The sequence below is a fragment of the Mycobacterium sp. 050128 genome (assembly GCF_036409155.1).
Classification (GTDB): domain Bacteria; phylum Actinomycetota; class Actinomycetes; order Mycobacteriales; family Mycobacteriaceae; genus Mycobacterium.
Genome location: NZ_JAZGLW010000001.1, coordinates 46,325 through 57,291, shown reverse-complemented (window position 1 = coordinate 57,291; position 10,967 = coordinate 46,325). Strand labels below are relative to the sequence as shown.

12 protein-coding genes and 1 pseudogene are annotated in these 10,967 nt (G+C 66.9%); all 13 read right to left on the bottom strand.

All coding sequences use genetic code 11. The features are described 5' to 3' along the window. Nucleotides 1–8 precede the first annotated feature (8 nt). Nucleotides 9–386 (bottom strand): NADH-quinone oxidoreductase subunit A, encoded by a 378-nt coding sequence (locus tag SKC41_RS00300; protein WP_330975798.1) that lies wholly within the window; start codon nt 384–386, stop codon nt 9–11. A 233-nt stretch (nt 387–619) separates the two neighbouring features. Next, a complete protein-coding gene (locus SKC41_RS00295; RefSeq protein ID WP_330975797.1) occupies nt 620–1,021 on the bottom strand; it encodes an Rv3143 family two-component system response regulator in 402 nt (133 codons plus the stop codon). 30 nt (nt 1,022–1,051) lie between these two features. After that, nucleotides 1,052–1,587: pseudogene (locus SKC41_RS00290) on the bottom strand (YceI family protein). An 8-nt stretch (nt 1,588–1,595) separates the two neighbouring features. Then, nucleotides 1,596–1,997 (bottom strand): nuclear transport factor 2 family protein, encoded by a 402-nt coding sequence (locus tag SKC41_RS00285; protein WP_330975796.1) that lies wholly within the window; start codon nt 1,995–1,997, stop codon nt 1,596–1,598. Between the two features lie 9 nt (nt 1,998–2,006). Then, on the bottom strand, nt 2,007–2,345 hold the full coding sequence (locus SKC41_RS00280) for a DUF6285 domain-containing protein (protein WP_330975795.1): 339 nt from the start codon (nt 2,343–2,345) through the stop codon (nt 2,007–2,009). Further along, the gene (locus SKC41_RS00275; protein WP_330975794.1) at nt 2,342–3,382 is read right to left on the bottom strand and encodes a phosphotransferase family protein; all 1,041 of its coding nucleotides are present in this window, start codon (nt 3,380–3,382) and stop codon (nt 2,342–2,344) included. The genes SKC41_RS00280 and SKC41_RS00275 overlap by 4 nt, the downstream gene beginning before the upstream one ends. Continuing rightward, the gene (locus tag SKC41_RS00270; RefSeq protein WP_330975793.1) at nt 3,379–4,617 is read right to left on the bottom strand and encodes an acyl-CoA dehydrogenase family protein; all 1,239 of its coding nucleotides are present in this window, start codon (nt 4,615–4,617) and stop codon (nt 3,379–3,381) included. Before SKC41_RS00270 ends, SKC41_RS00275 begins: the two co-directional genes overlap by 4 nt. A 21-nt stretch (nt 4,618–4,638) precedes the next feature. Next, entirely contained in the window at nt 4,639–5,286 is a 648-nt protein-coding gene (locus SKC41_RS00265) for a TetR/AcrR family transcriptional regulator (RefSeq protein ID WP_330975792.1), read from the bottom strand. A gap of 5 nt (nt 5,287–5,291) precedes the next feature. Continuing rightward, a complete protein-coding gene (locus tag SKC41_RS00260) occupies nt 5,292–6,212 on the bottom strand; it encodes a hydroxymethylglutaryl-CoA lyase (protein ID WP_330975791.1) in 921 nt (306 codons plus the stop codon). Then, nucleotides 6,209–7,492, bottom strand: a complete 1,284-nt coding sequence (locus SKC41_RS00255; RefSeq protein ID WP_330975790.1) for a CaiB/BaiF CoA transferase family protein — start codon at nt 7,490–7,492, stop codon at nt 6,209–6,211. The genes SKC41_RS00260 and SKC41_RS00255 overlap by 4 nt, the downstream gene beginning before the upstream one ends. Then, the gene (locus SKC41_RS00250; protein WP_330975789.1) at nt 7,489–8,688 is read right to left on the bottom strand and encodes an alpha/beta hydrolase; all 1,200 of its coding nucleotides are present in this window, start codon (nt 8,686–8,688) and stop codon (nt 7,489–7,491) included. The genes SKC41_RS00255 and SKC41_RS00250 overlap by 4 nt, the downstream gene beginning before the upstream one ends. Then, nucleotides 8,685–9,803, bottom strand: coding sequence for a homogentisate 1,2-dioxygenase (locus SKC41_RS00245; protein ID WP_330975788.1), 1,119 nt, complete (start codon nt 9,801–9,803; stop codon nt 8,685–8,687). The genes SKC41_RS00250 and SKC41_RS00245 overlap by 4 nt, the downstream gene beginning before the upstream one ends. 154 nt (nt 9,804–9,957) lie before the next feature. After that, nucleotides 9,958–10,929 carry an NADPH:quinone oxidoreductase family protein gene (locus SKC41_RS00240; protein WP_330975787.1) on the bottom strand — a complete coding sequence of 324 codons (972 nt, stop codon included), beginning with the start codon at nt 10,927–10,929 and terminating at the stop codon, nt 9,958–9,960. Nucleotides 10,930–10,967 lie beyond the last annotated feature (38 nt).

Below are 10,967 nucleotides of genomic sequence, written 5' to 3'. Positions count from 1 at the left end.
GAGTTACCTCAATCCCATGTCAGGCCGCCGCGACGCCACACGTAGGCGTAGGCCACGAAGACGGTGAGCATGAACACCACCATCTCGATCAGAGCAAACATCCCCAGTGCGTCGTAGCTGACCGCCCACGGGTAGAGGAACACGATTTCGATGTCGAAGACGATGAACAGCATCGCGGTCAGGTAGTACTTCACCGGAAACCGCTGCCCGGGCGTCGCATGCGGCCCACTCACCGACGTTTCGGTCGGCTCGATTCCACATTCGTAGGCCGCCAGCTTCGACTTGTTGTAGCGCGACGGGCCGGCCAGGCTCGCGATCACCACCGAGCCCACAGCAAAGGCCGCGGCGATTCCGCCGAGCACCAGGATGGGTATGTAGACGTTCAACTCGCTCCAAGATCCGTCGTGGGCCGCCTATAAAGCGACCAGGCGGCGACCGGGCTGCTGTGACGGACTGGGTCTGTAGCCCGGCACAGTGATCTTCAACATAGCGTTGAGCTGGCCGGGGCACGTGGTCGGGGTGGTGCTAATGCGTGGTTTGTGGTGTGAGATCCGGCACGTTTCTGGGCCACGCCAAAGACGGCGCTAAAACGGCACCCGGAAGGAGCAGGTCGTTAGCTTCAGATCGCGGGAGCGCGCAGCAACCCGAGCACGGTGCGACCCAGCACGATCGGGTCGATCGGGTGCGGCACCGCGGCCTCGGCGCGCGACCACGTCGCGAGCCACGCATCGTCAGGGCGCCCGGTGAGCACCAGGATCGGCGGGCAGCTTTCGAGCTCGTCCTTGAGCTGTTTGGCGATTCCCATGCCGCCGGTCGGTGTCGCTTCGCCATCGAGGATGGCCAGGTCGATGCCGCCCTCGTCCATGGTGCGGATCACCATCGGTCCGGTAGCCACCTCGACGTAGTTCAACTCCGGCAGGTCCGGGTGCAGTCGCTTGCCCAGTGCCCGCTTCACTTTGTCGCGGGTGTTGGGGTTGTCGCTGTAGACGAGTATCCGCAGAGCGATGGTGGCGTCGGGCACGGTGCAGATGCTACTGGTGCGCGGCCGGCTTTATTGGCCGGACCGCACGAAAACGGCCTGTGCCGCCGCCTTGGCCGTCGGCGCGATCACGCCGAACTTGTTCCACCCGATGTCGAACTGGGATCGATCGATCCTGGTTTCGCCCGAGATTTGGATCGAACCGTCGCCGGCCTCGGTGACGGTGACGGGCAGCGGTACCGGCGCGCTGATCCCCTTGATCGTGAAGCCGGCCCGCGGTCCGCGGCCTTGCCCTCGGTCGGGTGAACCGCCGTGACGACGACGCTGATTTCGGGAAACCGCTCGACATCGAAGAAATCGGCCGAGCGCAGATGCTCGTCGCGACGGCCGATGCCGGTGTGCACCGACGCGGTATGGATGTCGAGGCGGCCGAAGACCGAGCCCTTGCCGGTGAGTTGTCCAGCGCCGGTGAACTCGGTGAAACGGCCCTTGACGTTCAGCAGACCCCACATGTTCCTGATCTTGAACGTGACGGCCGACCGGTCCGGGTCGATGTTCCACACCCCGGCCAGGTCGGGATCGTTCAGCAGTGTTTCCAGCGTCGTCATCGTCCGTCTCACCTCATCAGCGGCGCAATCTCGGCGGGGTCGAAGTATTCGTCGATCCGGTCGATCAGACCATTTGTGCCCACCCTGATCACGATGCAAACGCGCATGGAGATCGATTGGCCGGCATGGCCGGTGGCGTGCAGGACGTGCTGCTGAACGAAGCCGCTGATCGATTCGTCGTCGAAGAGCCGGCGATCGAGGATCTCGTAGCGACGCTGCGTGGTCACACCGATGAACCAGTCGATGACTTTGAGCGCCCGCGCTTTGTCGTTGTCCCGGCTGGCGCCCACCCGCCACACCGCGATGTCGTCGCTCCACAGCCGATCGACCGCGGCCTTGTCTCCGTTGACGATCGATGAGAACAGCCGGTCGGCCGTGTCGAGGACGACCTCAGCAGGTGCAGCGGGCATGGCGGGCTCCTATTCGCTGTCGTATCCGGGGTGGGCAACCGCTAACCGATTGCGCACCAGGATTCTCAGGGCGGCGAGGACCTCGCCGGCACGGTCGTCGAGGTCGCCGGCCCGGATGGCGGCGGCAAGCTGTTCCTCGTCTCCGAAACCCAAGCCGGTCAGCGCGGCTCGCGATTCCGCTTCACTCTCGTCGAGCAGTTCACGTTCGACGATGCGCAATGCGTTGGCGGCCACCCGGGAGTGGAAGTTGACCTGTCCGCTGGTCGCCGCCCGGACGTCGGTTTCCAGGAACTCAGCCACCGCGGCCACGAGTTCGGCAGCCAGCGGGCGTCCGTACGCGCCGATCACGAGCCCAGCCCCGATTGCCCGGCTTCTCGTCGCGCCGTCGCGGGGCGCGCATCGTCGCCGGACGCCTGCTCGAGCAGATTGAGGATGTCCCACTCCGTCTCGCTGACCCGGCGACCGATCGTCGCCAGCTCGACCGAGCGCGATTGACCGCTCAAATGCCGCTCCGCCTGGAAGCGGCAGATCACGCCCCAGCGCAACGTGGCCAGCACCAGCCACCAGTGCAGCGCTGCCCGGTCGACGGTCGTCCCGCTGGCCTGTTCGTAGTCGCGCACAAAGCTCTCGATGCTGCCGAGGCCGCCGGCGCCGAGGCTGGCCGGAGCGCCGAACCGCCACGCGCGGATGCAGAACCAGGCCAGGTCTTCGTAGGCCTCGCCGAGGTGCACCAGCTCCCAGTCGAGCACGGCGGCCAGGTTGGATCCGTCGACGATCAGGTTTCCCATCCGGTAGTCACCGTGCACCAGCACGGTCGCCGATTGTTGCGGCCGGTGCGCGGCCAACCAGCGAAACGCCCATTCGAAGGTGGCGGTGGTGTCGTTCATCGCGTCGAGCCGCTCGCGGTATTCCACGAGCTGGTCCTCATAAGCCAGGCCCGGAATCTGCGGGTCGGCCCGGTGAATGGCGGCCAGCGCCTGCGCGCATTGCCGCAGCAGCTCGGTTCGGCGCGCGTGCCCGTCGGCCGTGTCGAGCTGGCGCGCAATGCGCCGGACGATGGTTTCGCCCTTGATCTCGTCGCAGACCAGAAATGGATTGCCCAGTGCCGCAACCGAATCATCAGCGATCAGAATGTGGGGGACCGGTGCGCCGGCAGCCGCGGCCGCGGCCTGCGCGCGGGCTTCGAGCTCCATGCCGGCATGCACGTCGTCGGGTGGGCCGGTGCGCAGGATCAGCGCGCGGCGTTGGCTGCCGGTGACCGCGTCGAACGCCCAGGTGGTGCGGCTGGCACCGCCGGTCAGCGCGCGCAGATTCTCGATCGTGGTGGCGGCGCCCAGTACCGGCACCAGCACCGCTTCCAGTTTGGCGACGAGTTCCCCGGTCACTGCTTGCCAAACTTGAACAGCCGCTGCGCCACTCGGCGTATCTGGATTTCTTCGGCGCCCTCGGTGATCCGGTAGCGGCGATGGTGTCGGTAGATGTGCTCGAATTGCTCATGCCGGCTGTAGCCGAGGCCGCCGTAGACCTGCATGGCGCGGTCGGCGGCGTCGCATACCAGGCGGTTGGCGCGATAGTTGGCCATCGACACCTTGTCGGACACCTCCATGTGGTGGTCGCGGTCCAGGTGCCAGGCGGCGAATTGCACCAGTAGCCGCACCATCTGCGCTTCGGTCTGCAGCTCGGCCAGCGGCCATTGCACGGCTTGATTGACCGACAACGGCTTGCCGAACACCGTGCGCTTGGCGGCATATTCGGCGGCTCGGTCGATGCAATACTGCGCCGCGCCCAGGCTGCTCGCGGCTTGGCGAATCCGGTTCTCGTGCAGGAACGTCTGGGCGACCTCCAGGCCGCGGTCGACCTCGCCGAGCACCGCATCGGCGGGGATGCGGACATCGGTCAGCTCGACTTCGCCGTGGTCGGTGGGCATGTTGAAGGTCCACCAGTAGTAGGGGACCGTGAATCCGGGGGTGTCGGTCGGGACCAGGAACGCGGTGATGCCCCGGGCTTGTCCCGGCTCGCCGGAGGTGCGGGCGAAGACCAGGTCGTGGGTGGCGCGGTGCACACCGGTGTTGAAACGCTTTGAGCCGTTGATCACCCAGCTGTCACCGTCGAGTTGGGCTTGGGTTTCCAGCCAGGTCGCGTCGGATCCGTGCTGTGGCTCGGTCAGTCCGAATGCCATGGACCGCTCGCCGGTGATCAGCGCCTCGGACCACACCCTACGCTGCTCGTCGGTGCCGAAGCGTTCCATCATGATCACCTGAGGGAAGTTCCCGACGATCGACGACTCGTTCTGCAGGTCGTTGTGCAGTCCGAGTCCCTTGTGCGCCAAATGTTCCCGGATCACCGCCATGTCGACGTTGGTGCCGTCGCGGCCGCCCAGCGAGGCCGGCAGTCCGTAGCGCAGCCAGCCCGCCTTGTCGGCGCGCCGGCGCATCTCGGCGAGCAGCTCCTCCCACTCTTCGGTCGGGATTCCGTCGTTGTCCCAATCGGTGCGGGCATGCTCGCGGCGCTGGTCGAAGTACTGGATGTTTTCGCGTTCCAGCGGCTTGATCTCCGCCTCGATGAACGCATCCATCTCGGCCAGTACGCCCGGAAGATGTTCTGGCAGGGTGAAATCCACAGTTGTCTCCTTGGGAAAGGCTCAAGCGCCGTACAGAGTTTTCTTCCACACCGTCGACAGGGTTGCAATGGCGTCCTCGTCGCTGATCTCCATCCCGAGACCAGACTGCCCGACGAAGACGGTGGTGAAGTTTTCGAACAGCAGCGCGATGGCCGCCGCCGTGTGCTGCGGGTTGAGTTCGCCGCCGTAGCCCTGTTCCTGAGCGCGTCGCACCGAAGCGGCCACGATGTCCATGCCGAACCTTCGAAACTCGTTCTGCACAGCCGCGAACCGCTGTTGCGTGGTGGCCAGTTGTGCGACGGCGATCATGATGCCGATGTTCTGCTTGAAGATGTTCCAGTATCCGGTGACCACCGCGGTAAAAAAGTTGTTGTCGTCTGTGGGGGCCCCTCCCGCTTGCGGGGGAGAGTCGGGCAGGTGCACGCTCAACCCGGACGGCGCGACGACATCGTGCAGGAAAGATTGCGCCAGCGCGGCCAGCAGGTCTTCCTTGTCGGCGAAGTACCGGTAGAACACTGCCGGCGATTTTCCGGCGGCCGACGTGATGTCGGCCAGTGTGGTGCCGTGGAAGCCGCGCTCGGCGAACAGCTTTCGCGCGGCCTGTTCGATGGCCTCCCTGGTCTGGCGGCCTTTGGAGGTCAGCGCCCGCGACGCATCGGGGGCGGACATGCCCATCAGTTCCGGATCCGGTCGCCCGCGCGCAGCAGCGCGCTCGGCAGGTCATGGCCCACAGCCGATTTCGCGACATCGGCGGCGGCGATCGCGGCTTGCAGGTCGACGTCCACATCGATGTCACTGTCGGTGAGCAGGTAGACCAGGTCTTCGGTGGCGATGTTGCCGGTGGCGCCCGGAGCGAACGGGCAACCACCCAGTCCGCCGACCGAGGCGTCCAGGCGGGTGACGCCGGCGCTGACCGCCGCGTAGGCGCTGGCCAGCCCGGCGCCGCGGGTGTTGTGGAAGTGCGCACCCAGCGGCAGGTCGCCGATCACCGGACGCAGTTGGGCGATCAGCGAACTCACCCGGCCCGGGGTGGTGGTGCCGATGGTGTCGGCGATCGACAGGCGGTCGGCTCCGCGGTCGCGGGCGGCCGCGGCGATCTCGAGAACCCGCTGCGCCGGGGTGGGGCCTTCGAACGGCGAGTCCCATGCGGTGGCGATGACGACCTCGACGGTGACAGGAAAACTTGAGGGGCCGCCGTGCGCGATGGCGACGATCTCGTCGATCTGGTCGGTGGCCTGGATGCTGGTGCGTCCGACGTTGGCCATGCTGAACGTATCGTCGGCAGCTACCACGTATTCGATCGACCGCAGCCCGGCGGCAACCGCGCGCTTGGCACCGTTGGGGCTGGCGACCAGGGCGGAGAACTCGATGTCGGGGTAGTTGTGCAGCTGCGCCGCAAGCTCGGCGGCGTCGGCCATCGACGGCACCTTCGTCGGGGAGACGAACGCCGTCGCCTCCACCTCACGCACACCGGTGGCGGCGACCGCTGCGAGCAGTTCCAGCTTGGCCGACAACGGGATTGGCTTTTCGATCTGTAGCCCGTCGCGCAGCGCCACCTCACGGATGTCGACGTGCCGGTTTTGGGTCGGTTTCACAGCACCCCCTCGCCGCGCAGTGCCTCCAGCTCGTCGGCGGTCTTGCCGAGCAGCCCGGCATAGACATCGTCGTTGTGTTGTCCGGGGCGGGCCGGCCCTGCATGGCGGACACTGCCCGGCGATTCCGACAGCACCGGAACAACGCCGGGCCCCAACACATTACGCTCGATGCGTTCGTCATAGTGCTCGACCAGCATGCCGCGCGCCCGCAGCTGAGGGTCTTCGACCACTTCCGCGACGGTGTTGATGGGACCCGCGATCACGCCTGCGGCACTGAGGGTTTCGACGATGTCGCCGGGCTGCCGTTCGGCGGCCCACGCGCCGATGATCTTGTCGAGCTCGTCCTGGTTGCGGCCCCGGGCGGCGTGCGTGGCAAACCGGTCGTCGCCGGCCAGCTCCGGGCGGCCCATCGCCGTGCACAGCCGGGCGAACACGGTGTCCTGGTTGGCGGCGATCACCACCCACGAATCGTCGGCGCTGCGGTAGATGTTCGACGGCGCGATACCTTCCAGCCTGGTGCCCGACGGTCCGCGCACCACGCCGCCGACGTCGTAGTCGGGAATAGTGGATTCCTGGATGGCCAAGCATGATTCGGTCAGCGCGACGTCGACGACTTGTCCTCGCCCGGTGACGCTGCGGCGGTACAGTGCGGCCATCGCGCCCTGGGCGCCGAACATGCCGGCCAGGCTGTCGCCGAGCGAGAGCGCAATGCGCGGCGGCGGCCCGCCGGGAAAGCCGTTGAGGTGTCGCAGTCCGCTGGCGGCCTCGGCCACCGATGCATAGCCCGCCTTGTGCGCGTCGGGCCCGGTCTGCCCGTAGCCGGACACCCGGACCAGGATGATGCCCGCGTTGTGTTCGCTGAGCACGTCGTAGCCCAGGTTCCACTTCTCGAGAGTGCCCGGGCGAAAGTTCTCCACCACGATGTCGGATTTCTCAACGAGCTTGAGGAAAAGCTCGCGCCCGTGCGGTTTGCGCAGGTCGAGCGTGATCGCTTTCTTGTTGCGCGCGGCCACGGTCCAGAACACGTGGTGCCCCTCGTGTTCGGCCTGACCCCAGTTGCGCAGCGGGTCCGGGGCGCCCGGCGGCTCCACCTTGATGACCTCGGCGCCCATGTCCCCGAGCAAGCGGCCGGCGAACGGACCCGCGATCAAGGTGCCCAGTTCGAGCACCCGGATGCCGTCCAGCGGTCCGAACGGTACTGCATGCCGCCGCTCGTCGCCGTCGCTTCGTCTTCCGCACGCGGGAGGTGCCCCCACTGGGTCGTCGCCGGCGGACGTCATTCGGCGCTCGCGAATTCGTGGCGGACCAGCCAGTCGGTGACGATGTCGACGGCCTTGCGCAACTTGTCGCGCTGATCCGGACCGGCGTAATAGTGTGTGGCGCCGGGGATTTCGTGCATCTCCTTGTCGGGATGGCCGATCGCCTCGAACAGCCGCCGGGTGTGGCTGGGTGTGCAGGCGTCGTCGGCCAGATTGCCGATCACCAGCGCGGGGACCGCGATGTCGCGCCCGCAGTCCACTCCGTCGCCGCGGGCCTCGTCGTAGCTCCATTGCGACAGCCAGCCGCGCAGCGTCGAGAAGCGGGCCAGCCCGACCGGGCTCATGTTCACCACCTGAGGGTCACCCAGGTAGCAGGTGCCTGGCGTGCGCTCATTGGGATCCACGGTGGGATCCAGCCAGCGGGGATCGGCCATCGTGCCATGCACGACGAATCCGAACTCATCGTCGGGGCGGCCCTGAGCGGTCAATTCAGCCAGCTTCTCTTTGGCCCATGCGGTGATGCGGCGGTTGCGGGCGATCTGCGCTCGACGGTACCGGTCCAGGAACTCCTGGGAGTAGGGCGGTTGGTTGGGATTGTCGGGGTTGTACAGATCCAGCTCGGGATCGCGCTTGCTGGGATCGGATTCGTCGAGGATGGACGCGTCCAGCCATTCGGTCAGCGTGCCGTGCCGGCTGATGTGCGCGGCCAGCAGCATGATGCCGTCGGCGGCGGGCAGCCCCAGCTTGGTCAGGTCCGGTCCGTCGCCGGTCGGGCTCGACGTGATCGTCGCGTGCTGGGCCTGCTGCTGGTAGAACACCGACAGCGAGCCGCCGCCGCTCCACCCGGCCAGCACCACCTTGGGGTAGCCCAGCCGATTCTTGGCATCCTTGATGCACTCGCCGAGATCCTCGACGACCTTCTCCATCAGCAACGCCGAGTCTGTGCCGCGGAACCGGCTGTTGCAGTAGATGACGTGGTGGCCGGCCCGGGCCAGCGCGTTGATCATCGGCAGGTATGCGCCGCCGCCGATCGGGTGCATGAACACCAGCACGGTGTCCGACGGCTTGTCTTTCGGCTTGAGCAGATAGCTCTCCAGCACGGTGATCTCGGCCAGCCCGCCATAGACGTCGCGGACACCGGAATTGTTTTGGAACGCAATCAGATACGGAATCCGCTCGTATTCGTGCTTGACGGTTTGCTGCACGGCTTGGCTCATCGGTGTTGTCCTAGATCGTTGGCCAGTACTTCGGGTGACGGTGTCAGGCGCTTGCGGGTGTCGATGGCGATGACCTGCCAGTCGACGCGCGAGTGCTCGTCGAACTTGCGGCGTGCCCGCTCGCGCGCCTTCTCCGGCGCGCCGTGGTGAACCCCTTGCGGCGCATGGGTAATCAGGCCCGGCGGCATCGGGATGCCGTACAGCGAGCCACCGTGGAAGAACGCGATTTCGTCGTAGTCGACGTTGCGGTGATACCAGGGAGTGCGTTCGGTGCCGGCAACGCCCTCCGCGGGCTTGGGCAGGAAGTTCATCACGTAGACACCGGTGGCCTGCATGAACAGGTGCACCGTCGGCGGCAGGTGAACGCTGTCGGAGGTGATCACGTTGTAGTCGTCGATGTTGAAGGTGAACGCGAAGTTGTCGCCGCGCCATCCCTCCACGTCGAGTGGATGGTGTTGGTAGATAAGCGTTGTCGGGCCGCCTTCGAGCAAATCGCGGTGGACGAGCCGGACCTCGTACTCGTCGCGGGCCGCCAAACCAGGGGGGTCGTCGATCGGAGCCGGCTCGGGAATGGTGGCCTGTGACGGGTCGAAGGGGAAGTGCCGGCCCAAAGGCCCGGGCGGTGGCACCCGGAACTCGTCGGTGGCCTCGATCATCAACCACGTGGTTTCGCTATCCGGCACCTGGCGCCAGGTGCAGGCCTTCGGGATGTAGACCCAGTCGCCCTCTCGGTAGCGCAGTGGACCGAATTCGGTCTCCAGCAGTCCGGTGCCTTGGTGCACGAAAGACAGCAGATCGCCGTCGACGTGGCGGGCGAAGTAGGGCATCGGCTCGTGGCGGCGGCTCAGCAGGACGCGGCAGTCCTCGTTGCTGAACATCAGCAGCGGCGCACCGTTGGCGTCCGTCGCATCGCTCGGCTTGAGCTCGCTGGACAACACGTCGACCGGGCGCAGCGGTCCGGACGCCCGGAAGGCGGTGGGGTCGTTGCGGCGGTAGATGTTGGCCGTGCGTCCGGTGAAACCGCCCCGGCCCAGCTCGTCGTCCTTGAGGCCGCCGAGGTCGGCGTGCAGCCGATGCGGCGTTTTGCCTTTGCGCAGGTGAACGAAGGATTCCATGGTGACTCCCGAATAATGGGCGGGTTCGCCGGGGCGATAAAAACTGAAAGTGACGTTACTTTCTCTTTTGGCCACGCACAAGGGTCGGCGTAAGCGCGGGCTCGCACAGAAGCCAGGCGACTAAGCCCGGCGACTTGGCTTGGCGTGCCCGCCGCTAACCGCGGACGCGCAGGACGACTTTTCCTTTAGCGCTGCGATTCTCCATGGAGGCGACGGCCGCGGCGGCCTGGTCCAGTGGGTAGACCTCCGGCTCCGGGGCCGCCAGCTTGCCCGAGGTGAGTAGGCGCTCCAATCCGGCCCATTGTTCGTCCAACGCGCCGGGATGGGTAGCCGTCCACGCGCCCCAGCCGACGCCGACGACGTCAATGTTGTTGAGCAGCAGCCGGTTTACCTTCACCGTGGGGATCTCGCCGCCGGTAAAGCCGACGACCAGCAGCCGTCCGCCCGGAACAAGCGAGCGCAAGGAATCGGTGAACCGGTCACCGCCGACCGGGTCGACGACCATGTCGACGCCGCGGCCGCCGGTCAATTCCTGCACCGCGTCCTTGAAGCCATCGGCCAGCACCACGTCGGTCGCGCCGGCCGCGGTGGCGACCCGGCCCTTCTCCTCGGTGCTGACCACCGCGATCGTGCGCGACGCCCCGAGTGCCGGCGCCAAGCGCAGCGTTGAGGTTCCGATCCCGCCGGCCGCGCCGTGCACCAGCACGGTCTCACCCTGGTGCAGGCGCCCGCGCACCGTCAGCGCGAAGTACACCGTCAGATCGTTGAACAGCAGTCCGGCGCCCGCCTCGAAGCTCACGTTGTCCGGCAGCTTGAACGCCCGGTCGGGGGAGAGCACCGCGACCTCGGCCATGCCGCCGGTCAGCATCGTCAGGCCGACGACCCGGTCGCCGGGACCCACGTGAGCGCCCGCCGGTGCCGATCGAACGACGCCGGCGATCTCGGCTCCGAGCACGAACGGCGGGTCCGGCCGGTACTGGTAGAGGCCGCGGGTCAGCAGCGCATCCGGGAACGCGGCACCGGCGGCATGCACCTCGACGACGATCCCGTCGCCGGTGGGCTCGTCGACCTCGCCCACCTCGATCGCGTCCGGGCCGTCTAGCCGCGTCACCCGTGCTGCACGCATGCTGCCTCCGTTGTCGGTTGGGCCGGACGGCTCCGTCC

Coding starts and splice junctions, on each gene's coding strand:
- SKC41_RS00265 (WP_330975792.1), bottom strand. CDS start 5,286: ATGTCCGCCCCCGATGCGTCGCGGGCGCTGACCTCCAAAGGCCGCCAG.
- SKC41_RS00245 (WP_330975788.1), bottom strand. CDS start 9,803: ATGGAATCCTTCGTTCACCTGCGCAAAGGCAAAACGCCGCATCGGCTG.
- SKC41_RS00255 (WP_330975790.1), bottom strand. CDS start 7,492: ATGACGTCCGCCGGCGACGACCCAGTGGGGGCACCTCCCGCGTGCGGA.
- SKC41_RS00285 (WP_330975796.1), bottom strand. CDS start 1,997: ATGCCCGCTGCACCTGCTGAGGTCGTCCTCGACACGGCCGACCGGCTG.
- SKC41_RS00250 (WP_330975789.1), bottom strand. CDS start 8,688: ATGAGCCAAGCCGTGCAGCAAACCGTCAAGCACGAATACGAGCGGATT.
- SKC41_RS00240 (WP_330975787.1), bottom strand. CDS start 10,929: ATGCGTGCAGCACGGGTGACGCGGCTAGACGGCCCGGACGCGATCGAG.